General features: G+C 65.7%; 18 protein-coding genes and 2 pseudogenes. 18 read left to right on the top strand and 2 right to left on the bottom strand.

Going from position 1 to position 24055, the window contains the following annotated elements:
• Positions 1-652 precede the first annotated feature (652 nt).
• Both ACFPTO_RS11250 and ACFPTO_RS11245 read left to right on the top strand, forming a co-directional pair.
• On the top strand, positions 653-1366 hold the full coding sequence (locus ACFPTO_RS11250; protein ID WP_377711435.1) for a dienelactone hydrolase family protein: 714 nt from the start codon (positions 653-655) through the stop codon (positions 1364-1366).
• A gap of 151 nt (positions 1367-1517) precedes the next feature.
• Positions 1518-3059 carry an amidase gene (locus tag ACFPTO_RS11245; RefSeq protein ID WP_377711434.1) on the top strand — a complete coding sequence of 514 codons (1542 nt, stop codon included), beginning with the start codon at positions 1518-1520 and terminating at the stop codon, positions 3057-3059.
• 53 nt (positions 3060-3112) lie between these two features.
• Here the strand turns inward: ACFPTO_RS11245 and ACFPTO_RS11240 are convergent, their stop codons facing one another.
• Positions 3113-3427, bottom strand: a complete 315-nt coding sequence (locus tag ACFPTO_RS11240) for a high-potential iron-sulfur protein (protein WP_377711433.1) — start codon at positions 3425-3427, stop codon at positions 3113-3115.
• 887 nt (positions 3428-4314) lie between these two features.
• Here ACFPTO_RS11240 and ACFPTO_RS25175 point away from each other — a divergent pair.
• Positions 4315-4425: pseudogene (locus tag ACFPTO_RS25175) on the top strand (ESPR domain-containing protein); the annotation flags it as partial.
• 255 nt (positions 4426-4680) lie between these two features.
• A pseudogene (locus tag ACFPTO_RS11230) lies at positions 4681-6921 on the top strand (YadA family autotransporter adhesin); the annotation flags it as partial.
• 86 nt (positions 6922-7007) lie between these two features.
• Here ACFPTO_RS11230 and ACFPTO_RS11225 read toward each other — a convergent pair.
• On the bottom strand, positions 7008-8114 hold the full coding sequence (locus tag ACFPTO_RS11225; RefSeq protein WP_377711432.1) for an NAD(P)/FAD-dependent oxidoreductase: 1107 nt from the start codon (positions 8112-8114) through the stop codon (positions 7008-7010).
• Positions 8115-8600: 486 nt separating this feature from the next.
• Between ACFPTO_RS11225 and ACFPTO_RS11220 the strand changes: the two genes are divergently transcribed.
• The 14 genes from ACFPTO_RS11220 to ACFPTO_RS11155 all read left to right on the top strand — a co-directional run bounded on the left by ACFPTO_RS11220 (position 8601) and on the right by ACFPTO_RS11155 (position 24051).
• Positions 8601-9095: a hypothetical protein gene (locus ACFPTO_RS11220; RefSeq protein ID WP_377711722.1), complete on the top strand. Its 495-nt coding sequence runs from the start codon at positions 8601-8603 to the stop codon at positions 9093-9095.
• Between the two features lie 31 nt (positions 9096-9126).
• Entirely contained in the window at positions 9127-9924 is a 798-nt protein-coding gene (locus ACFPTO_RS11215) for an endonuclease/exonuclease/phosphatase family protein (protein WP_377711431.1), read from the top strand.
• A 147-nt stretch (positions 9925-10071) separates the two neighbouring features.
• Entirely contained in the window at positions 10072-10716 is a 645-nt protein-coding gene (locus ACFPTO_RS11210; protein ID WP_377711430.1) for a LysE family translocator, read from the top strand.
• Between the two features lie 671 nt (positions 10717-11387).
• Positions 11388-12158, top strand: coding sequence for a ferredoxin--NADP reductase (locus tag ACFPTO_RS11205; RefSeq protein ID WP_377711429.1), 771 nt, complete (start codon positions 11388-11390; stop codon positions 12156-12158).
• A gap of 487 nt (positions 12159-12645) precedes the next feature.
• Entirely contained in the window at positions 12646-13551 is a 906-nt protein-coding gene (locus ACFPTO_RS11200) for a sensor histidine kinase (protein ID WP_377711428.1), read from the top strand.
• On the top strand, positions 13548-14204 hold the full coding sequence (gene rqpR, locus ACFPTO_RS11195) for a response regulator transcription factor RqpR (RefSeq protein ID WP_377711427.1): 657 nt from the start codon (positions 13548-13550) through the stop codon (positions 14202-14204). Before ACFPTO_RS11200 ends, rqpR begins: the two co-directional genes overlap by 4 nt.
• A gap of 312 nt (positions 14205-14516) precedes the next feature.
• The gene (locus ACFPTO_RS11190) at positions 14517-15926 is read left to right on the top strand and encodes an amino acid permease (RefSeq protein ID WP_377711426.1); all 1410 of its coding nucleotides are present in this window, start codon (positions 14517-14519) and stop codon (positions 15924-15926) included.
• Positions 15927-16467: 541 nt separating this feature from the next.
• Positions 16468-16965, top strand: a complete 498-nt coding sequence (locus ACFPTO_RS11185) for a (2Fe-2S)-binding protein (protein ID WP_293040632.1) — start codon at positions 16468-16470, stop codon at positions 16963-16965.
• A 13-nt stretch (positions 16966-16978) separates the two neighbouring features.
• Entirely contained in the window at positions 16979-19387 is a 2409-nt protein-coding gene (locus ACFPTO_RS11180; RefSeq protein ID WP_377711425.1) for a xanthine dehydrogenase family protein molybdopterin-binding subunit, read from the top strand.
• Between the two features lie 13 nt (positions 19388-19400).
• The gene (locus ACFPTO_RS11175; protein WP_377711424.1) at positions 19401-20198 is read left to right on the top strand and encodes an FAD binding domain-containing protein; all 798 of its coding nucleotides are present in this window, start codon (positions 19401-19403) and stop codon (positions 20196-20198) included.
• A 113-nt stretch (positions 20199-20311) separates the two neighbouring features.
• Complete coding sequence (locus tag ACFPTO_RS11170; RefSeq protein WP_377711423.1) at positions 20312-21199, top strand: AAA family ATPase; 888 nt, start codon at positions 20312-20314, stop codon at positions 21197-21199.
• 4 nt (positions 21200-21203) lie between these two features.
• A complete protein-coding gene (locus ACFPTO_RS11165; protein ID WP_377711422.1) occupies positions 21204-22475 on the top strand; it encodes a vWA domain-containing protein in 1272 nt (423 codons plus the stop codon).
• The gene (locus tag ACFPTO_RS11160) at positions 22466-23056 is read left to right on the top strand and encodes a CoxG family protein (RefSeq protein WP_377711421.1); all 591 of its coding nucleotides are present in this window, start codon (positions 22466-22468) and stop codon (positions 23054-23056) included. The genes ACFPTO_RS11165 and ACFPTO_RS11160 overlap by 10 nt, the downstream gene beginning before the upstream one ends.
• A complete protein-coding gene (locus ACFPTO_RS11155) occupies positions 23029-24051 on the top strand; it encodes an XdhC family protein (RefSeq protein WP_377711420.1) in 1023 nt (340 codons plus the stop codon). The genes ACFPTO_RS11160 and ACFPTO_RS11155 overlap by 28 nt, the downstream gene beginning before the upstream one ends.
• Positions 24052-24055: the final 4 nt, after the last annotated feature.

Genomic DNA, 24055 nt, shown 5'->3' with positions numbered 1-24055 from the left:
TCCCGTGCTCCCCTGCACCGAACGTGTCGCTCCCCGTGCGGACGACCGCGCAGGATGCATCGTCGATGCACCTGGCGAGCATGCCGGCGAGCCCGTTCATTGCGGACCGCCCGGTCATACTTGCGCGCAAGTGTAGGCGATCAAATTAAATGGGGGGATTTTTTTCAGATATTGGTATGAGTACCAATAGGCTTTCTACCCCCATCTTTCCGGCCCCTTAAAGATACGCTTTTACGCCTTAAATGCAGGGGCTTTCAATAGAGGCCGCCGCCGATTAGAAAGCTTTCCGGAAGCTTCGGGTGCCTGAATTCGAGATATCAGGCTGATCGTGCGGCGGCGCGTCGCGAAGAACGGCATTTTTGTCGAGCGAAGTTACGAGGCTTGTTACCGGGCTTGTTACCTGGCTAGTCCGGGTTTGTCGTTCGTTCAATTAAACATTCTATTAATTATGGAAACACGCGGAGGCGCGCGCGTGCATTGACTGTACGGCGCGACGCTGTGGCGAAAGCCCGTTCGAAATTGAATAATCGGAATCGTCTGGATCCTCGCGTCAGAACGTAGAACGCGCTTCAAGCGCGGCAAGCCATCGCCGGGGTGTGGCAAACTGTCCCGCATTTCGCGGACATGCAACCCGAACAGCAAGGAGAGCAACGTGAGCGTATCGACTCGATGGATCGACATTCCGGCCGGTAACGACAGCTTCTGCGGTTATCTCGCACTGCCGAAAGGCGGCAAGGGCCCGGGCATCGTCATCGTGCAGGAAATCTTCGGCGTCAACGGCCATATTCGCGACGTCGTCGAGCAGTACGCGCTCGACGGCTACGTCGCCATCGCGCCGGATATCTTCTGGCGTACGCAGCCGCGCGTCGAACTGGAATATGTGGGCGCCGACCGCGACAAGGGCATCGAATTGCTGCAAAAGACCAATGCGGCACTCGCCGCGCAGGACATCGGCGCGACGGCCAAGGTGCTGCGCCAGATGCGCGAGTGCACCGGGAAGGTCGCGGCCATCGGCTACTGCTTCGGCGGCCGCCTCGCCTATCTGGCGGCGGCGAACGGCACGCTCGATGCGGCGGTCGCCTACTACGGCGGCGGCATCCAGAACGCACTCGACGTCGCCGACAAGGTGACCGTGCCGATCCAGTTCCACTACGCCGAACTCGACCACGCCATTCCGCCCGACGCGGTGGGCCAGGTGAAGGAGCGCTTCGCGGGCCGCGACAACGCCGAATTTCACCTGTACCCGAACGCCGAGCACGGCTTCAACTGCTCGGCGCGCGCGTCGTACAACCAGCACGCTTCGGCGCTCGCGCATGGCCGCACGCTGACGTTCCTCGCCGGGCATCTGCACGCCCACGGCGGCTGACCGGCTTCGCTGGCGCTGGGCGACGGCTTCGGCTTCGGTTTCGCCGTCACGCTCACCGACACAATCACCGACGCAATTACAGTTAGCCAGGCGCTCACGCATCGCCCGATCGCCAGTAACGCCAGTAACGCCAGTCACAGGAGGCCGCATCTTGCAGTCCGACTATCTGGAATATGACGCCATCGGCCTCGCCGAACTCGTCAAGCGCGGCGAGGTGAGCGCGCGCGAACTGCTCGATACGGCGATCGCGCACGCGGAAGCGGCCAATCCCGCGATCAATGCGATCGTGCTCAAGGACTACGATGCGGCCCGCCGCCGTGCAGCGCGGATCGAGGCGGGCGCCAACGGCACCGATGCCCTCGCCGACGGTCCGCTCGCCGGCGTGCCGTTCCTCGTGAAGGATCTCGGCGCGGCGGTGGCGGGACTGCGCATGACGTTCGGCAGCCGTCATTACCGCCACTACGTGCCCGCCGAGGACGCCCCGGTCGTCACACGCTTTCGCGCGGCGGGCCTCAATATCTTCGGCAAGACGAGCGCCTCGGAACTGGGCCAGATGCCGTACACGGAGCCCGAACTCTTCGGCGCATGCCGCAATCCGTGGAGCCTCGATCACACACCCGGCGGTTCGAGCGGCGGCGCGGGAGCAGCGGTCGCCGCGGGCATTGTCCCGCTCGCGCACGCATCGGACGGCGGCGGCTCGATCCGCATTCCCGCATCGTGCTGCGGCCTGTTCGGTCTCAAACCGTCGCGCTCGCGCCAGCCTGCTTCGAACCTCGCTCCGCCGCCGGGTGCGCTGGGCGTCGATCTGGCCGTCTCGCGCAGCGTGCGCGACAGCGCGCTGACGCTCGACCTCATCGCGGGCGACCCTGCGCTCGCACCCGGCGCGCCGGGCACGTTCCTCGCGGCGGTTCGCGAGCCGTTCGACCACGCCGAGCGACGCAACTTCGCGCTCAACGTCGCGCTCATCACCGACCCGATGTTCGCCTTTTCGCTCACGCCCGAGGTGCTCGCCGCCGTCGACGATGCGGCCGCGCTCGTCGCCTCGCTCGGCCATCGGGTGGAGCCGGTTGCGCTGCCGGTCGATTTCGCCGCCGCGCGCGACGCGTTTCTGATGCTGTGGTCGATCGTGGCGGAGCAGTCCGTGCTCAAGGCCGACGACATCACCGGCACGACGCCGCGCCGCCAGGACTTCGAAGTGGCGACATGGGCGATGGCGCATATCGGCCGCAAGTTCGGCGAGCGCAATCTGTCCAGCGCACTCGACGTGCAGCAGCGCATCACGGCGCAACTGGCCGATCTCATGACGCGCTACGACGTGATCCTCTGCGCGACGCTCGCGGCGGCGCCGGTCAAGATCGGCGAACTCAAGCCGTCACCGACCGAGCGCCTGCAGATGCGCGCGGTCACGGCCATGCCGATGGAAGCGTTGATGCGAAAGTTGCTGATGGAGGCGTCGAACAAGGCGTTCGCCTGGGCGGGCTGTACGGAGTTGTTCAACCTGACGGGCCAGCCGTCGATGTCGGTGCCGCTGATGTGGAATGCACGCGGACTGCCGATAGGCGTGCAGTTCGCCGCGCGCGACGGCGACGATGCATTGCTGCTGCGCCTTGCGGCGCAGCTCGAGGCGGCGCGGCCATGGTTTGGCCGGCGTCCGCCTTTACTGCAGGCGCGTGGACCGATGCCCCGCGTCTGATTGACGCATCCGCGCAAAATTTGCGGGAGAGGTCGACCTACAACAAACGGCGCTTAAGCCTTCTTGTTGTAGCCGTTGCACCAGCCCTTACCCGAAACCTGCTTGCCGCCGAACATCGGGCACGGTGCGAATGCGTCGGTGGCCTTGCCTTGAAACAGCGCGCAGTTATGGCAGTTCTCGCCAGCGACGTACTTGGCGAACTTCGCCTTGTCGACCTTGGTCGCGTCGTTCTTGTAGCCAAGCGTCACGGCCATGGCGTCGGATTCGCTAACCTTCGTTGCGTCGGCAGCGAAAGCTTGCTTCGACAGCGCGACGGTCGTTGCAACACCAATGCTCGTGATCAGGAAGCTGCGGCGGGACGATTTCATGAAAGATTCACTCCAATATCCAATATGTGGGGCAATACGCGGTTCTATGACAGCGCGGCGCAAGCATAACAACGAAGTTTCGTATCGGATATAGAGGCGCTCTCCCGAGACAAGCAAATTGCGTGGACCTGGACCTGGACCCGGACCGACAGGCACGCAGTTCCGTCCTGACTGTCATACCAATCTCAGATCTTCCAGACAACTTCGTGCTTTGCCATTCGACAAAGCCGTTCCTGATGGCCGTAAGGGCCATATCGCAGCAATTTTCAGATAAATCCCAACCAATTCACCGCGGATCGCGGCTTTTCCGCTTGCACAAAAAACGCGCAAACGATTACACTCCGAAAGCTTTTTGAAAGGCGAGTGGCTGCCCAGAGGATGGCCAGGGCGCGCCGATGCGAAACGGCCACGCTGAAAGAGGATGGCGGCCTTTCCCCGACAGAGGCGAACTCACGAACGGGTGATGGATACGGCGCAATAACAAGACGACGGTGTCATGAATGACACCGCAAAGCGCACACGCCGAAGTTCAAACGTATCGCCAGTGACTGGCGAACACTCGCACCGCGTACGGCAATGACTCCGGGGTTAGCAAGGGAGTCGTAGCGGCGGCGCACGGACCGATCACGTATCGGCGGTATCGGAGGCATCAGGTAACGCAGACAGGCATCACGACACCATTAATCAGTACTTCGAATGACTTATTCAGCTAGCGACCGCGCAAGCGCCACGCCGGAACGGCACTTGAGCGAATACGGGGCGGCTATTCGGGAACAAGAGTTTTAAATGCGGTTAACAAAAAATCTCGGATTCCATAGCTTTCCCCAAAATTTTAATTCGTTTATCGATTTTCCCTCATACCACCAACACGATCTCGCAATACAGAAATGAACAGGATTTACCACTCGATATTTAGTGAAGCATTGGGTTCCTGGATTGCTGTCCCGGAAAATGCTCGCGCCCGCGGCAAGAAAGCTGCCTCTTCCGTCATCGTTCCGATCATTCTCGGCTTGTGTTGTTCAGGCGGAGCACTGGCTGGCGCCCTGGACGGCGGCAGTATTCCTTCTGGTCTAACGTGCGACACCCCGTTGGCCTATGGACCGGGTGCAATCGCAGGAAATGGGGCAGGCGCAGCCATATGCGGGAATAACGCAGACCCCATCGCCATCGGATCAAATGCGGCGGCGGCGGCCAATTACGACACGGCAGTTGGCACCGGCGCAATTGCAGGCGCGCCTGGAATGAACGATCAAGCGAATACTGCCGTTGGCACGCGAGCGAATGCGACGGGTGGAAGTCTCGCCCTGGGCGCGCGAGCAACTGCATCTGGAGCTGGCAGCGTGGTGCTCGGAAACGGTTCATCCGATGACGGGGCAGCCAATGTCGTCTCGGTCGGATCGAGTACGAACCAACGCAAAATCGTCAATGTTGCCGCCGGTACGCAAGCTACCGATGCCGTCAATGTGGAGCAATTGAATTCGTTGTCGACGTCGACTTTGGACAGTCTCACGTCGGCCAACAGCTCGATCGGTGTGCTGTCCTCCAGCCTGAGTTCGACCGATAGTTCGCTCGCGGCGCTTTCGACGTCGACCCTGGACAGCCTCTCGACGGCCACCAGCTCGATCGGTGTGCTGTCCTCCAGCCTGAGTTCGACCGATAGTTCGCTCGCTGCGCTTTCGACGTCGACCCTGGACGGCCTCACGACGGCCAACAGCTCGATCGGTTTGCTGTCCTCCAGTTTGAGTTCGACCGATAGTTCGCTCGCTGCGCTTTCGACGTCGACCGTGGACGGCCTTTCGACGACCAACAGCTCGATCGGCTTGCTGTCTTCCAGCTTGAGCTCGACCGACAGCTCCCTCACGTCGCTGTCGACCTCGACCGCGACCGGCATGGTTTCGCTGTCCACGGGCCTCAGCACGACCACCGACCTGATCCTGTCGCTGTCCTCGTCGACCACGAAGGCCATCGAAGATGCGCAGACGCGCTATCACAGCGTGAACGACAACGGCACGCAGCAGGGCAACCACGACGGCAGCGGTGCAACGGGCATCAACTCTCTCGCAGTAGGCGTCAACGCCAAATCGGCAGGCACGAGCAGCGTCGCGGTCGGCGACGGCTCGAACGCCGAGTCGGATGGCGCGGTTGCCATCGGCCAGAACGCATCGGCGTCGGGCGGCCAGGCCGTGTCGCTCGGCGCCGGTAACACGGCAAGCGGCAACGGCGCAGTCGCGATCGGCGACCCGAACGTCGCGACAGGCACCGGCGCGGTAGCGATGGGCGCGGACAACACGGCGACGGGCACCGGCGCACTGGCGATCGGCAACGCGAACCAGGCGACCCAGGACGACGCGATCGCGCTCGGCAACCAGGCCGTCGCCAGCGCCATCGGCGCACAGGCCTACGGCGCAAGCGCCAGTGCCACGGCGACCGACGCGCTCGCCTTCGGCACGAACGCGCAGGCCAACGTCGCGAACTCGATTGCGATGGGTGCAAACTCGACCACGGGCAATGCAGTCGCAGTGCCGGTCATCACGGTCGGCGGCGCCTCGTATGCGGTCTCCGGCGCCGCGCCGGTGGGCGTCTTCAGCGTCGGCGCGGCAGGGCTGGAACGTCAGATCACGAACGTCGCAGCCGGCCGTGTCTCGGCCACCAGCACGGACGCGATCAACGGCAGCCAGCTCAACGCGACGAACCAGGCCCTCAACAGCCTGTCGACATCGCTTGCGTCGAACATGTCGTCGCTGTCGACCAGTCTGAGCGATACGAAGGACAACGTCGCCTCACTGTCGACCGGCCTGAACTCGACGAACAGCAACCTCGACACGCTGTCGACGACAAGCTCGGCAGGCCTCAGCTCGCTGTCCACTGGCCTGAGCGCGACGAACGACAACGTGGCGTCGCTGTCGACGGGCGTGGCGAACATGAACAACACGCTGAACTCGCTGTCGACGACCATCAACAACACGACGGTCGTCAACGCCAACGGCATCGCGTCCGACATGAACGGCACCACCAACGACAAGCCGGCCGTCACGGCCGGTTCGAACTCGGTGGCGCTCGGCGCAAACTCCAACGACGGCGGCCGCTCGAACGTGGTGTCCGTCGGCAGCGCAGATCAGCAGCGTCAGATCGTCAATGTCGCGGACGGCACGGAGGCGACGGACGCAGTCAACGTACGCCAGCTCACGACAGCAACCGAAACGGTGAACCGGTATACCGACCAGCGGCTGGATTCCATGCAGCAAGGCGTGAATCACCTCGCGCGTACCGCCTACTCCGGCATTGCAATCGCCGGTGCGCTCGCGGGGATGCCACAGGTCGATCCGGGCAAGGTCGTGTCGGCCAGTGTCGGCTTCGGAAACTACGGCGGCTATACGGCGGTTGCAATCGGCGGCAGCGTGCGGATTGCCCAAAACACCGTCGTCAAACTGGGCGCTGGCACGGTGAACGGCTCGCGCCTGATGATCAACGGCGGCCTCGGGCATTCGTGGTAAGCACCGCGCGGTAAATACCGCGCACTAAACCCGGCGCACTCAACATGGCGCACGCAACCCCGCGAGTTCAACCTCGCGGGGTCCGCTCAGCGTGCGTCGGCCAGTTCGCACACGCGCTGGGCAATCGCCAGCGACGCCGTGAGCCCCGGCGACTCGATCCCGAACAGGTTCACGAGCCCGCGCACGCCGTGCGCGGCGGCGCCCTGGATCATGAAATCGGCGGCGGCTTCGCCCGGGCCCGATAGCTTTGGCCGGATGCCGGCATAGGCCGGCTGCAGCGCGCCGTCCGGCAACGCGGGCCAGTAGTGACGGATTTGCGCGTAGAACGTGTTGGCGCGTTGCGGATTGACGTCGTAGTCGATGGCATCGATCCACTCGACGTCCGGACCAAAGCGCGCCTGGCCACCCATGTCGAGCGTGAGGTGAACGCCCAGCCCGGCCTCGTTCGGCATCGGATAGATGAGGCGCGAAAACGGCACGCGCCCCGATACGCCGAAGTAGTTGCCGCGCGCGAGATAGAGCGGCGGGATGTGGCGCGCGTCGAGGCCGCGAATGCGCCGCGCCAGGGCGGTCGCCTGCAGGCCCGCGCTGTTGATGACGCAGGCCGCGCGCACTTCGGTCGGCGACTCGCCGCCGACCCGGACGACGAAGCCGTTCGGCGCCGCATCGATCGACTCGACCGGCGACTGGAGCGCGATCACCGCGCCGTCGCGTTCGGCGTCGCCCTGTAACGCGAGCATGAGCTGATGGCTGTCGACGATACCGGTCTGCGGCGAATAGACGGCCGCGATGCATTCGAGCGCCGGTTCGAGTGCGAGCGCCTCGCTGCCGCTGATGCGCGTGAGGTCGAACACGCCGTTTTCCTTGCCGCGCGCCAGAATCGCTTCAAGCTGCGGGATCTGGTTGGGCGCCGTGGCGACGAGCAGCTTGCCGCAGCGGGCGTGCTCGACGTGGTGCGCCGCACAGTACTCGTAGAGCATCTCGCGGCCACGCACGCAGAGCGTGGCCTTCAGCGAGCCGCGCGGGTAGTAGAGCCCGGCGTGAATGACCTCGCTGTTGCGCGAGCTGATGCCGGTGCCGATGGCGCCGGCCGCTTCAAGCACAATCACCTCGCGCCCGCGCGCCGCGAGCGCGCGCGCCACGGCCAGCCCGACGACGCCTGCGCCGATCACTACACAGTCGATCTGATCCATGTCTCCACATCCGTCCCTGCGGCACTGGCCGGGACTTCGGCCTGACGTCCGCGATCTGCTGAGTCCGGGTGACGGCGCGAGTCGCGCCGCCGCTATGCAGAAAATTGTACGCCGTGCCGCGGTGCAGCATCCGCCAGGCCGTACGGCTGTCCGGCGAGCAATGCGCGGCAACGCACAGACGCGCGTTTTAGGCGCGTTATTCGTTGCGGCGGGTGCGGAAGCGACTTTGTTGCATATCACGCAACAACGAGCAACATCGCGCCCCGAATTTATCCAATGATGATGCATTCGTTGCTACGGCAACATCAATGTGCGTAAATGCCGCGGTTGAACCTCCGACATACATCCCCATCTCATATTGAACTGCGACGGTCCGGCATTTGCGAACCGGGTATAGGATCGAATGTCATGACCATCCAGCCACGCAGCCAGGGTCACGCCGTCGCCGCCCGGACGGCGCGCGTGCATGGAGTCAACGATATGACGTTGTGGAAACACTGCCTCACCGCCACGCTGTTCGCCACGGCCGCCTTGAGCGCGCATGCGCAGGATGCGGCGCAGCCCGTCGTCAAATGGACGCTGCAGGTGTTGCAGGACGGTCAGCAGGTCGACGCGTTCGAGGGCACGACCACGGTCGGACAGGCGCGCACGGATACCCACCATCATGTCGTCACCCACAACGTCGGCTGCAAGGACCACCCGGACGCCAGCATCGACCTCCAGCGCACGCTGACCGTCTCTCCGCTGCAGGCGAATGCGAGCGAGACGATCCTCGCAATCGATGCCCAGGAAACGCTCGAATCCGCCAACCCGTCGCAAACGCCCGAAGGCTGCGCGCTGCCGCCGCAGCCGCGCCGGGTTGCCGCCAGCCATCCGGGGCTGCGCGTGCCCGCGGGCGAAGCGGTGAACTGGCAGATCGTCGACCAGAATCCAGCGCTTGCGTACCGGATCAGCGCAAGCCTCGCGCCGCCGCCGCTCTGAGCCCCGCGGCGCATCACAGAACTACCCTCGTATGCGAAATCCCGAAGAACCGCTGATAGACAACGCAAACAACCTCGACTTCGTCGCGGTGAGCTGGAACCTGCACAAGGGCCGCTCGCCGCTCGGCTTCGAAGCCTGGCATGCCATGCGGCGCTGGGTGCAGTCCACCCACGCCGATGCCTGGTTCCTCCAGGAAGCCATGGCACGGCGCCTGCCGCAGCCGGTGCTCGCTTCCAAGTTCGGCGCGCCGCTCGGCGATCCGCTCGAAGACGTCTGGCATTGCCAGGCCACCGAGATCGCCCACTCGCTCGAACTCCAGATCGCGCTGGGCACCAACGTGTTCAAGCCGTCCTGGCGGCACGGCAACGCCATTCTTTCGCCGCATCCGCTCGACCTCGGCGGACGTTGGGACATCTCCGCGCACCGGTTCGAGCGGCGCGGGCTGCTCGTGGCGCGGGCGAGCGTCGGCTCGCGCTCGGTCACGCTGCTGTGCGCTCACCTTGCGCTCACGCGCAGCGCGCGCCTGCGGCAAATGAACTGGATCGCGCACTGGATCGCGAAGGAGGCGCCGCAGGGACCGCTCGTGCTCGCGGGCGACTTCAACGACTGGCGCAACGACTCCGTGCCGATCTTCGCCGAACACGGCATGCACGAAGTGGCGACGCTGCTCGGCGAACCCGCGCGCACGTTTCCGGCGTTTTCACCGACGCTCGCGCTCGACAAGATGTTCGTGCGCGGCCTGCAGCCCGTCGAGCTGATCCGGCCCGCGCAGGAAACCGCGTGGCTTTCCGATCACCTGCCGTATATGGCGCGGCTGCGCCTGGAGTGACGGCATCCACGACGCCAGCCGGTGCCGCTGGCGTCGCTTAACGCTGGCGTCTCACCCACATCTCGCCCCGCATTTCGTCCCGCAGTTTGCCCGCCTCGCGCTAACATGGCGCGTTGCGCGCCGCGCGTCCTGCTGCCCATCCGAGTCATGCACTACATCACCACGCTGCTCCAGATCGCCGCGGTCTATTCGCTCGCGCTGATCAGCCCCGGCCCGAACTTCTTCATGGTCACGCAACTTTCGCTTGCCGGACGGCGCGGACTCGGCGTCGCATCGGCATTCGGTGTGGGCGTCGGCTCGACGCTCTGGGCCGCGCTCGCGATGCTCGGCCTGGCCACCGTGCTTCAACGTATCGACTGGGTCTACAACGGCGTGCGCGTGGCAGGCGCGCTGTATCTCGTCTGGTTCGGCTTCAAGCTGTTGCGCTCCGGCGTGCGGCGCGGCGCCGCACCCGAAGTCAAAGCCGTCACCGAGCCGCTGCCGCCCGCCGGACGCCGCGAGTACTTCCGCACCTGGCGCGCCGGGTTCTTCACCTGCCTCACGAACCCGAAGTCGTGCGTGTTCTGGACGAGCGTGTTCGCCGCGATGTTTCCCTCGCACCCGCCGCTGTGGTTCTACGGCGTGGCGCTTGCGACCGTGGCGGCGATGTCGTTCGGCTGGCATTGCAGCATCGCGTTCCTGTTCGCCGACGATCGCACGCAGCGCGGCTACCGCCGCGTGCGCCGCCCGATCGATGCGTTCTGCGGCGCGGCGCTCGTCGGCCTCGGCCTGAAGCTCGCGGCCGACCGCTAGACGCCCCGCGCAAGCCGGGTGAGCGGTGCTCCGTTCCGCCCTCCGGCGCTCCGGCTGCGGTCCAACTTCGACCCAACTGAGCCTCGACTTCAACCCAACTTCGACCCAATTTCGGCCCAACTGCGACCGGAAGCCGCACCGTACCTGTTCTGTCGGAAGGGGCAATATGCTGCGGTCCGACAGGGCTTCCGGTATCATCTTGCCGAACATTCGCTTGCGTGCGCTCTTTGCGAGACACCCCACCCGGGCCATCCCGACCGGGCGCCGCAGGTGGCGCCCCGGCTGGCGGCACACAGTCCGCTCCCGCGGGACCCGGCCCAAAACCGGCCGATGCGCCGCCACCATGTCCATGCCTGCCTTGCCCGTTACGTTCGCGTGCGGGCGCCGGCATCCCGCCGCGCACAACGTGGATCAGCCGTCGGAGTGACCACCGGCGTTGTGACATGAAGCGCGGGCCATTCCTCCCTCCAGCGCATCGCCGTCGAGACGATGCGGTCACGGTAAAATGGCCGTTTGCGCTTCGTTCGCAACAGGGTTGACCGGCGAGCGCCGGCATCGTCGCGCCGCGCCGCCGTAAGCGATCGGCAGCCCGCGGGTTGGCCAGAATTGGCCAGGAATGAGCCAAGACCTGGCCGGGGTCTGACGGCCCTTGTTTCGCATCTTCAGGAACCATGAGCAAAATCACCACCGAAACCGTTCTGAGCGTCCACCACTGGACCGATACGCTTTTCAGCTTCACCTGCACGCGCGACCCCGCCCTGCGTTTCGAGAACGGCCAGTTCACCATGGTCGGCCTCGAAGTGGACGGCAAGCCGCTGATGCGCGCCTACTCGATGGCGAGCGCCAACTACGAAGAACATCTGGAATTCCTGAGCATCAAGGTGCAGGACGGCCCGCTCACGTCGCGTCTCCAGCATCTGAAGGTCGGCGACAAGGTGCTGATCGGCAAAAAGCCCACCGGCACGCTGATGGCCGATAACCTGCTGCCGGGCAAGGTGCTGTGGCTGCTCTCGACGGGCACGGGCCTCGCGCCGTTCATGTCGGTCATCAAGGACCCGGACGTCTATGACCGCTACGACAAGGTCGTCCTCACGCACACCTGCCGTTTCGTCGACGAACTCGCGTACAAGGAGTTCATCAGCGAAGAACTGCGCAACCACGAGTATCTCGGCGACATCGTCCGCGAAAAGCTGATCTACTTCCCGACCGTCACGCGCGAAACCTTCGCCAACCGTGGCCGCATCACCGACCTCATCGAGTCGAAGAAGCTGTTTGAAGACCTCGATCTGCCGTCGTTTACCCCCGAACGCGACCGCATCATGCTCTGCGGCAGCCCGCACATGCTGCGCGACACGCGCGAACTGCTCGAGGGGCTCGGCTTCAAGGAAGGCAGCAACAACGAACCGGGCCACTACGTGATCGAGAAGGCATTCGTCGGCTAAGCCGCGCGCCTTATCGACCCGCTGCTCAGCAGCAACGAAAACCGGAGCCTGGCGCTCCGGTTTTTTTTCGTCGGCGCTTCGGCAGCGCTTCTTCCACGGTTCTTCCACATTTCGCCCACGCGCTTTCAACGACCTTCCCCCCCCTCCTTCAGCGGCGCTCCTACAACAGCGTCCCAGTGACGCAGTTACAAATGTCACAAAATGTCGTTAGCTTCCATGTCAGCATTTTTCTGACACGAGAATCTTGACAAAACCTCACTTAATTTCTCAACTATTGGCCGCTAAAGCACATCCAGATTGCTGCCTTCTTTTTTTTTGCGATACCATCGCGGCGCAGAATCGGCATTCCGGGACGCCCAAAAGGGTTAAACCAGACCGTTACAGGATGTAAATATCGTTACGCTGCGCCGTACCGTTATCCGGCACCGGGACTTTGACTACCCTGGCTGCAGACGGTGTGACGTGCCGGTTTCGGAACAGGGGATAAATGGACACGTCGAAGATCGTTGCGGTCGCTACGTGCGCTCAGGGCGAGGAGGCGCCGCGCCGCGCTGCTGCGCGCGCACGAGGAGCGCATGGCGCCGACGCGCCCAGCCGGGTCGCCCGTGTGCGGCGCCCGAACGTCAACACGGTCACCATGGCAACCATGGCCGCCGCCGCAACCATCGCCCCCATCGCGACGGCTCAAGCGGCCCGCATCGACGCCGACGAAACCGCGCGCCGGCGTCTCGCCCGCGAGCTGCACGATAGCGTCGGCGCGGAACTCGCCGCCACGCACTTCGCCCTTGCCAACGTCAACGCCTCGCTGCCCGCCGACGCGCCGCCGCAGTTTGCCGAAGCGCTCGCGCTCGTCGCGCGCTCGTTGAACGCGGCGGCCGAGGCGGTGCGCCATGTGCTCGACGGACTCAGCGCGCCACAGCTCGACGCGGGCCTCGTTGCGGCGCTCGACGAATGGACGCGCGGCTTCGGCGCGCGAACCGGCCTTGCCGTAATTTTCGTCTGCGAGGCCGATGAACGCGTCGTGCGCCTCTGCCCCGACGCCACGCTCGCCGTCTTCCGCGTGGCGCAGGAAGCGCTCGCCAACGTCGCGCGCCATGCCTGCGCGGCGCGCGCCGATGTGCGGCTCGAATGCTCGGCGCGCCATCTCACGCTCACCATCGCCGACGACGGCATCGGCCTGCCGCGCGGCGCAAGCCGCACGGATGCGCACCGCAACCGCTACGGCGTCGCCGGCATGCGCGAGCGTTGCGCCGCCTTCGGCGGCACGCTGCGCGCCGGCACGCGCGGCGCGCACGCCGGAACGGTCGTGCGCGCGCGCTTCGCCTGGGACGCGCTCTTTGCCGCCTCGGCCTCCCCTCTCGCCACGCCCGCCGTGAAAGGCGCTCATTCATGACCCATCGCATCCTGCTCGTCGATGACCACGCCATCGTCCGTCAGGGCGTGCGCCAGTTGCTCCTGGACCGCGGCGTCGCGAGCGAAGTCATCGAAGCCCAGACGGGCGCCGAAGCGCTCGCGGCCATGGGCAAGCATATGTGCGACGTGGTGCTGCTCGACATCTCGCTGCCCGACATGAACGGCGTCGAGGTGCTCAGGCGCGCCAAGCGCAAGGCGCCGCGCCTGCCGGTGCTGATGTTCTCGATGTATCGCGAGGATCAATACGCGGTGCGCGCGCTGAAGGCGGGCGCGGCGGGTTACCTCTCGAAAACCGTGGATGCCGCGCAGATGATCACGGCCATCCAGCAGGTCGCGGCCGGGCGTAAATACGTGAGCCCGGCGATGGCGGAAGCGCTCGCCGACTACGTGCTCGTCGAAGAAGAGCAACTGCCGCACGAAAAGCTGTCGGACCGCGAATACCAGACGCTGTGCATGCTCGCCACGGGCCAGCGCCTCACCGATATCGCGCGCGTGCTCTCGCTCTCGGTAAAGACGGTGAGCGTCTACCGCACACGTCTGCTCGAAAAGATGAAGCTCAACAACAACGCCGAGCTGACGTTCTACGTGATGAGCAACCGGCTCGTCGATCTCGCGCCTGCCCCGGGCAACTAGGGCAACCAGGCCTCGGGCGGGACGCAAGGGCATTCGCGGCGGGTACGACACCAGGAGGCGGGCTTCTCACCATAACCCCGCAATCGGGAAATGGATCGCGCCGATCCCCGCCGCACAGGCAAGGATCGCGCGCCGTCACGCCCGTTTGCGGCAAAAAAGCACGCACCCGGATCGACTTCCCAGTCGGTTCTGGCCAGGGCGGTGGGCGATATCCGTTAAAATCCAAGGTTTTCCCGATTTATACGGCGCGCGGCCACTGAGCATTCCGAACGAGCCCTGTTCCCCGCGCACGAACCTGGAGTTCCCCGCCAAATGTCCCTCTTTCGCAAGAAGAACGTCGAGCACATGTTGAAGGCGAGCGCCGAAAGCGCCGGCCTCAAGAAAGCACTCGGCGCTCTGGACCTCACGTTTCTCGGCATCGGCGCAATCATCGGCACCGGCATTTTCGTGCTGACCGGCACCGGCGCCGTGCAAGCCGGCCCGGCGCTGATGATCGCGTTCCTCATTGCCGCCGTGGCCTGCTGCTTCGCCGCGCTCGCCTATGCCGAATTCGCCTCGACCATTCCCGTCGCGGGCTCGATCTACACTTACTCGTATGCCACGCTCGGCGAGCTGGCCGCGTGGGTGATCGGCTGGGACCTGATGCTCGAATACGGGCTCGCCACCTCAGCGGTGTCGGTGGGCTGGTCGGGTTATCTGCAGTCGCTGCTCGCGGGCTTCGGCATCAGCCTGCCCGCCGCACTCTCGGCCGCGCCGGGCGCGTTGCCGGGCGTCACCACGTATTTCAACCTGCCCGCGTTCCTCGTGATGATGGCGATCACGGCGCTCCTCTCCTTCGGCGTGCGCGAATCCACCCGCATCAACAACATCATGGTTGCCATCAAGGTGACGGTCGTGCTGCTCGTGATCGCGGTCGGCGCGTTCCACGTCACGCCTGCCAACTGGCATCCGTTCATGCCCAACGGCTGGAACGGCGTGTTCGGCGCGGCAGCCGTGATGTTCTTCGCGTTCATCGGCTTCGATTCGGTGTCGTCCGCTGCGGAAGAAGTGAAAAATCCGAAGCGCGACCTGCCGATCGGCATCATCGCTTCGCTCGCGGTGTGCGGGGTGCTCTACGTCGCCGTCGCGGCCGTGGTCACCGGCATCGTGCCGTCCGCGCAGTTCGCGAACATCGCCCACCCGGTTTCGTTCGCTCTCCAGATGGCGGGCGAAAAGTGGGTCGCAGGCTTCATCGACCTCGGCGCCGTGCTCGGCATGCTGACCGTGATCCTCGTGATGAGCTACGGCCAGACCCGCATCATCTTCGCGATGTCGCGTGACGGCCTGCTGCCTGCCGCGCTCTCGCGCCTGCATCCGCGCTTCGCGACGCCGTTCCTCACGACCTGGCTCGTCGGCCTGTTCTTCGGCCTGATCGGCGCGCTCGTGCCGCTCAACGTGCTCGCCGAACTGATCAACATCGGCACGCTCGCAGCGTTCTCGATGGTGTCGATCGCCGTGCTCATCCTGCGCAAGACGCACCCGCATCTGCCGCGCGCGTTCCGCTGCCCCGGCGTGCCGGTCGTGCCGATCCTCGCGGTCGCCTCATGCCTGTTCCTGATGGCGAACCTTCAACCGATCACCTGGATCGCGTTCGTCATCTGGCTCGTGATCGGCATGTTCATTTATTTCGGCTACTCGCGCCGCCATTCGCGCCTCGCGCACGCACCGCACGACGTGCACTAGAAAGCCGCGCTTCCAGGCCCGCCTCAGCGCCCGCTTCCAGGCCCGCCTCAGCGCCCGCTTCCAGGCCCACTTCAGCGCACACGAAACAACGCGCTAAAGGCACCGTACGAGCGGGCGCACGAAGCCCGCACAAACCGCGCTACGCCGCACAAACGGCCCGTCCCACCAGTTGGGACGGGCCGTTTTTTATCTGCTCCGACCGTAAAAACCCCGTGCAGCGCAAACGGGCGATTTGTGCTTTACTGTCCTGGCAACACCCCTTGGCATCACTGAAAAGCTAAGCACCAGCCGGACCCTCGCCCCCCACTCCATCCAGGCTGCGCGCCTCGCGCGGCAGCCGTGCGTTTCGCGCGCGACGGATGGCAGTCCAGCAGACGGCAATTCGGGGCATCTTCGTGTATGCGGGCCCAGGCCGGTCTCTTTCCCATAACGTTGCATGGGACCAGTGCAAGACGTAACGCCGGAACAAGCGCCGGAACAAGCGCCGGAACATGAGCATGCTCCGGCCGGCACGCGTGCCCTGGTCGACAGGAGACAGTCTATGGCGATCAGTATCCGCCTCACGGTCAACGGCGAGCCCGTGACCGCCGAAGTCGAACCCCACACGCTTCTGGTCCAGTTCCTGCGCGAACAGCTACGCCTCACGGGCACGCATGTTGGCTGCGACACCGCGCAGTGCGGCGCCTGCACCGTCCATCTGAACGGCCGCGCGATCAAGTCGTGCAACCGGCTCGCCGTGCAGTGCGACGGCATGGACGTCACCACGATCGAAGGGCTGGCGAAGAACGGCGAACTGCATCCGATGCAGGCCGCGTTCCGCGAATGCCACGGCCTGCAGTGCGGCTTCTGCACGCCCGGCATGGTCATGAGCGCGACCGCACTGGCGGCGGCTCACCCGGATCTCACCGAAGCCGACGTGCGCGCGAACCTCGAAGGCAACCTGTGCCGCTGCACGGGTTATCACAACATCGTGAAGGCCGTGGTCGCGGGCGCTGCAGGCATGCGCGCAGGCGCGCCGGCCGCCGCGACGGCAGCTTGACCGGGAGGCCGCCATGAACGCACCCGAACCCAAGCGCATGATCGGCGCGCCGGTAAAGCGCAAGGAAGACTATCGCTTCCTCACCGGCGCCGGCCAGTACACCGACGACGTCGTCCTACCGGCCCAGACCTGGGCCGTGTTCGTACGCTCGCCGTACGCGCACGCGCGCATCAAAAGCATCGATACCGCCGCGGCGAAAGCCGCGCCCGGCGTCGTCGCCGTCTTCACGGGCGCCGACATTGCCGCCGAAAACGTGGGCGGCCTGCCGTGCGGCTGGCTGATCCACAGCATCGACGGCACGCCGATGCACGAGCCGCCGCATCCCGTGATCGCACACAAGAAGGCGTGCCACGTGGGCGACCAGGTGGCGCTCGTCATCGCCGAATCGCTGAAAGAAGCGAAAGACGCCGCCGAGCGCGTCGAAGTCGATTACGAGGCGTTGCCCGCCGTCGCCGATACGGCGCACGCCGCCGACGCAGGCCAGCCGCTCGTTCACGACGATGTGCAGAACAACACCTGCTACACGTGGGGCCACGGCGACAAGGCCGCGACCGACGCCGCCTTCGCCCAGGCCGCGCACGTCACGACGCTCGACATCGTGAACAACCGGCTCGTGCCGAACGCGATCGAGCCGCGCGCCGTGAACGCGAGCTACTCGTTGCACGACGACAGCTACACGGTCTATGTCGCGAACCAGAACCCGCATGTCGAGCGTCTGCTGATGGCCGCGTTCGTGCTTTCGCTGCCTGAAACGAAGCTGCGCATCGTAGCTCCTGACGTGGGCGGCGGCTTCGGCTCGAAGATCTTCCTTTACGCGGAAGACGTAGCGCTCACGTGGGCCTCGAAGAAGATTCGCCGCCCGGTGAAGTGGACGGCCGAGCGCAGCGAGTCGTTCGTCTCGGACGCCCATGGCCGCGACCACGTGACGAAAGCCGAACTCGCGATGGACAAGGACGGCACCTTCCTCGCGATGCGCGTGCACACGATTGCGAACATGGGTGCGTATCTCTCGACGTTCGCGTCCGCCGTGCCGACGATCCTCTACGCCACGCTGCTCGCAGGCCAGTACAAGACGCCCGCGATCTACGCCGAGGTGAAGGCCGTATTCACGAACACGGTGCCCGTCGATGCCTATCGCGGCGCGGGCCGCCCCGAAGCGACCTACGTCATCGAGCGTCTCGTGGAAACCGCGGCGCGCGAGATGAATATCGACCCGGCCGAAATCCGCCGTCGCAACTTCATCACGTCGTTCCCGTACGCGACGCCGGTGGGCCTCACCTACGACATCGGCGACTACGAGGCGTGCCTGTCGCGCGCACTCGAACTCGCCGACGTAAAGGGCTTTGCTGCGCGCCGCGACGCCTCGAAGGCGCGCGGCATGCTGCGCGGCCTCGGGCACTCGTGCTACATCGAGGCGTGCGGCCTCGCGCCGTCGAACATCGCGGGCGCGCTCGGCGCGCGCGCGGGGCTCTTCGAAGCGGGCGAAGTGCGCGTGAACCCGACCGGCTCGGTCACGGTATTCACGGGCTCGCACAGTCATGGCCAGGGCCACGAGACGACCTTCGCGCAGGTCGTGTCCGACCGCCTCGGCGTGCCGATCGAGCAGATCGAAATCGTGCACGGCGACACGGGCCGCGTGCCGTTCGGCATGGGCACGTACGGCTCGCGCTCGATTGCCGTGGGCGGCACGGCGATCATGAAGGCGCTCGACAAGATCGAGTCGAAGGCGAAGAAGATCGCGGCGCATCTGCTCGAAGCAGGCGTGGAGGACATCGAGTTCGCCAACGGCGTGTTCCGCGTCGCGGGCACCGACCGCACCAAAGCCTTCGCCGAAATCGCGCTCGCGGCCTACGTCCCGCACAACTATCCGCTCGAAACGCTCGAACCGGGCCTCGACGAAAGCGCGTTCTACGATCCGACCAACTTCACCTACCCGGCGGGCGCATACGTGTGCGAAGTCGAAGTCGATCCCGATACGGGCGAGACACGCGTCGAGCGCTTCACCGCCGTCGACGACTTCGGCAACGTCATCAATCCGATGATCGTCGAGGGCCAGGTGCACGGCGGGATCGGCCAGGGCATCGGCCAGGCGTTGCTCGAACGCTGTGTCTACGACGCCGAAAGCGGCCAGTTGCTCTCCGGCTCGTACATGGATTACGCGATGCCGCGCGCCTCGGACCTGCCGAGCTTCGACGTCGAGACCGCGAAGGGCACGCCCTGCACGCACAATCCGCTCGGCGTGAAGGGCTGCGGCGAGGCAGGCGCCATCGGCTCGCCGCCCGCGGTCATCAACGCGATCCTCGACGCGCTCGCGCCGCTCGGTGTGAAAGACCTGCAGATGCCGGCTTCGCCGCATCGCGTGTGGTCCGCGATTCAGGCGGCCGGGACCTCCAGCCCGTCCAACCCGTCGTCACATCCTTGAGCGGAGGCGAACCATGTATTCATTCGATTACCAGCGCGCCACCGACACGCAAAGCGCCGTGAAAACGCTCGCGAACGCGCCGGACGCGAAATTTCTCGCGGGCGGCCAGAGCCTGCTCGCAGCGATGAAGCTGCGGCTCGCACAGCCTTCGACGCTCGTGGACGTCACGCGCATTCCCGACCTCCAGACAGTCATGGTGGACAGCAAAATCGTGAAGTTGGGCGCCGCCGTGTGCCATGCGGACGTCGCCGAAAACGCGCAGATCCAGAACGTGCTGCCGGCGCTCGCACAGCTCGCCGCGCAGATCGGCGACCGCCAGGTGCGTGCGCTCGGCACGCTTGGCGGCTCGCTCGCCAACAACGATCCGGCTGCCGACTATCCCGCTGCCGTGCTCGCGCTGAACGCGACGGTCGTCACCGACCGCCGAACCATCGCGGCCGACGCGTTCTTCCTCGGCATGTACGAGACCGCGCTCGCACCCGACGAGCTGATCGTGGCGGTCGAGTTTCCGGTGCCCGAGCGCGCGGCGTACGAAAAGTTCGCGAACCCGGCGTCGCGCTTTGCGCTGACCGGCGTCTTCGTCGCGAAGTTCGCGGACGGCGTGCGCGTGGCGGTGACGGGCGCGGCGGCTTCGGTGTTCCGCTCGGCGCCGCTGGAGCAGGCGCTCACGGCGAGCTTCACGCCCGCCGCCGCGCGTGCGGTGACGATTGCCGCCGACGACCTCAACACCGATCTGCACGCCAGCGCCGCGTATCGCGCGCACCTGATTCCGGTGCTCGCGGCGCGTGCGGTCACGCGGGCGAACGGTTAGGTCCGACGCCGGGTGGTTTCTCGCGCAACCGTTTTTCGGGCGCGCGAGCGACCGCCCGGTGCATTTGCATTCACATTCGCTTTTGTGTTCGCGTTTGCGTATTCAGGCACGCCATGCAACCGGCCTCGATCGACGACACCCTCGCACAACTTCAATCGCGCGGCTATTTCGCGAGCCGCGAACTCGCGACCGCGCTCTTTCTCGCGCTGCGCATGCAGCGGCCGCTCTTTCTCGAAGGCGAGCCCGGCGTCGGCAAGACCGAACTCGCGAAAGCCGCCGCCGCGATGCTCGGCACCGCGCTCCTGCGGCTGCAATGCTACGAGGGGCTCGATACTGCGAGCGCACTCTACGAATGGGATTACCCGCGCCAGATCATGGCGCTGCGCCTTGCCGAAGCAGCCGGAGAGAAGCCAGGCGGCGACACGCTCTATCGCGACGAATTCTTGCTCAAGCGCCCCTTGCTGCAGGCGTTGCAGCCCGATCCGCAGAATCCGGCCGCACGCCGCGTGCTCCTGATCGACGAAATCGACCGCGCCGACGAACCGTTCGAAGCGTTCCTGCTGGAGCTTCTTTCGGATTTCCAGGTATCCATACCCGAGTACGGCACGGTGCGCGCCGACGAACCGCCGCTCGTTGTGATCACATCGAACCGCACGCGCGAAGTGCACGATGCGCTCAAGCGCCGCTGTCTCTATCAGTGGCTCGGCTACCCCGGCCGCGAACGCGAACTTGCAATCGTCGCGGCGCGCGCGCCCGAAAGCTCGGCGGCGTTGCAGCGCCGCGCCGTCGCCTTCGTGCACCAGCTTCGCACGATGGATCTCTTCAAGGCGCCGGGCATCGCCGAAACCATCGACTGGTGCCGAGCGCTCGCCGCGCTCGCAGTGACCGAACTCGATCCGCAATCGGTGCAGGACACGCTCGGCGTGCTGCTCAAGTATCAGGACGATCTTGCGCAGCTCGACACGCAGCGGATCGCCGACACGCTCGCGCTCGCGGAGTGAGCCGATGAACGCCGCGCCGCCGTCCGTCGCCGCAACAACGGAAACACACGAAGCGCCGCCGATGCTCGCGCGCAATGTCGTGCATTTCATCCGCGTGCTGCGCGGCGCGGGTTTGCCGATGTCGCCCGCGCAGGCCGTCGACGCGCTCGACGCGCTGTGCCTCGTCGATCTCGCCCGCCGCGACGACGTTGGCGCGGCGCTGGCCGCGCTGCTCACGTCGGCGCCCGACGAACGCGACATCTTCTACGCCGCATTCGACCTCTTCTGGCGCGATCCCGACTGGGAAGGCAAGCTGCGCGCGCTGCTGCTGCCGAAGGTGCAAGGCGGCTTGCCGCCGCCGCGCCGCAACAACCGGCTCGCCGATGCGCTCGCCGCACGCGCGGATGTGCAGCGCGGCACGCAACCGCCTGCGCCGCGCGAAGAGTACGAGTTTCGCGCACATGCAACGTTCAGCGCGGAAGAGCGCCTTCGCCACCGCGACTTCGACACGCTCAGCGCCGACGAATGGCGCACGCTGCGCCACCTGATCCGCGCGCGGCGCCTGCCGCTCGCGACCGAGCGCACGCGCAGACTCAAGGCCGCATCGCACGGCACCCACGCCGACCTGCGCGCGAGCGCACGCCACGCGGTGCACGCAGGCGGCGACTGGACCGTGTGGAAATATCGCGCGCCCGTCGAGCGCAAGCCGCCCGTCGTGCTGCTGCTCGACATCTCCGGATCCATGAGCAGCTACTCGCGCGCGGTGCTCTATTACTGCCACGCGCTGCTGCAATCGCGTGAGCGGTTACAGGTCTTTCTCTTCGGCACGCGCCTCACGCACGCAACGCGCGCACTGCGTGAGCGCGATCCCGATATCGCGCTCGCACAGCTTTGCACGCAGGTCGCGGACTGGTCGGGCGGCACACGCATCGGCGCGACGCTCGGCGAATTCAACCGCCGCTGGGCACGCCGCATGCTGAGCGGTCGTGCAACCATGCTGCTCGTCACCGATGGACTCGATCAGGAAGCCACGGCCACGCTCGCAGCTGAAATGGCGCGCCTGCACCGCTTTGCGCACCGCGTCGTGTGGCTCAATCCGCTGCTGCGCTACCGCGACTTCACACCGAAGGCGCGCGGCGTGCAAGCCATGCTGCCGCATGTGGACGCCCACTTTCCCGTCCATAACCTCGAAAGTCTCGAGGCGTTCGGGCACAGCCTGAGCGTGACGCCGCTTGTCGCGCGCGCAAGCCGCGCACCACTGCGCACATCACTACAAGAGGGAGCACGATGGAGCTAACCGAAAGCCGCTCGCTGCCGGTGCCGCAACAGCAGGCCTGGGAAGCGCTCAATGACGCAACCGTCCTGAAAGCCTGCATTCCCGGCTGCGAGAGCATCGAAGCCGACGGCGAGCATGCATGGGCTGTTGCGCTCACCGCAGCGGTCGGCCCGGTGAAAGCGCGCTTTCGGGGCCGCCTCGCACTCACCGACATCGACGCGCCCAGCCGCTACACGATCCAGTTCGAAGGCCAGGGCGGCGTGGCGGGCTTCGGCAAGGGCAACGCGCGAGTGCGGCTCGAACCCGCGCTGGACGACACCACGACGCTCAGCTACACGGCGAGCGCGCAAATCGGCGGCAAGCTCGCGCAGATCGGCTCGCGGCTGATCGACGGCGCGGCACGCAAGATCGCGGAAGAGTTTTTCAGGCGCTTTAACGCGCAACTGGGCGTCCTGGACAGCGCGGACGAAGACGCAGAAGTCGACGCCAACGCCGACGCTGGAACGGCACCAGCCCAGACCAGCGACGTCACCGGCGAAGACTCCGGCAGCGACGTCCAGACAAGGAAACGATCATGGACAGCGTGGATATCGAGGTCCTGAAATCCAGCGTGCGCTGGCTCGACGAAGGCCACCGCATCCTGCTGGTGACGGTGGTGAAGACGTGGGGCTCGTCGCCGCGTCCTGAAGGCGCCATGCTCGTCGTGCGCGACGATGGCCTGGTCGCGGGCTCCGTGTCGGGCGGCTGCATCGAGGACGATCTGATCGACCGCGTGCGCCGCGACGGCATCGGCATCGACAAGCCCGAGACCGTGAAGTACGGCATCACGGCTGAAGAGGCGCATCGCTTCGGCCTGCCGTGCGGCGGCACGATCCAGCTCGTGCTCGAACCGCTCGCGAAGGCCGGCGGAATTCGCGCGCTGCTCGAGGCCGTGGAGCGCGGAGAACTCGTTGCGCGCACACTCGACATGGCGAGCGGCGAGGCCACGCTCGGACCCGCGAGCGCCACCGACGGCGTCTTTTTCGACGGCGCGCGTCTGCTCACGATCCACGGACCGCGCTATCGCATGCTCGTGATCGGCGCCGGACAGCTTTCGCGCTATCTGTGCCAGATTGCGGTGGGGCTCGATTATCAGGTGACGGTGTGCGATCCGCGCGAGGAATACACCGATACATGGGACGTGCCCGGCACGACGCTCGTGCGCACCATGCCCGACGACACCGTACTCGACATGAAACTCGACGAACGGTGCGCGGTGATCGCGCTCACGCACGATCCGAAGCTCGACGATCTCGCGCTGATGGAAGCGCTCAAAACCCACGCGTTTTACGTGGGCGCGCTCGGCTCGCGGCGCAATAACGCGGCGCGGCGCGAGCGGCTCAAGGAGTTCGATCTGAACGAGACGGAACTCGCACGGCTGCACGGACCGGTCGGGATTTACATCGGCAGCCGCACGCCGCCCGAAATCGCGGTGTCGATCCTCGCCGAAGTGACCGCCGCGAAAAACGGCGTCTCGCTACCGACCCTGCTTCAGGTCGAAGGCGCCAAAGCCGCACGCGAAATCGCGGCGGGCGCGGGTTCGGATTGCCACGTGTAACACG

Source organism: Paraburkholderia denitrificans, assembly GCF_042655705.1.
Classification (GTDB): Bacteria; Pseudomonadota; Gammaproteobacteria; order Burkholderiales; family Burkholderiaceae; genus Paraburkholderia; species Paraburkholderia denitrificans.
The sequence above is the reverse complement of the archived record's forward strand: the minus strand, read 5'-3'. Positions and strand labels throughout refer to the sequence as shown.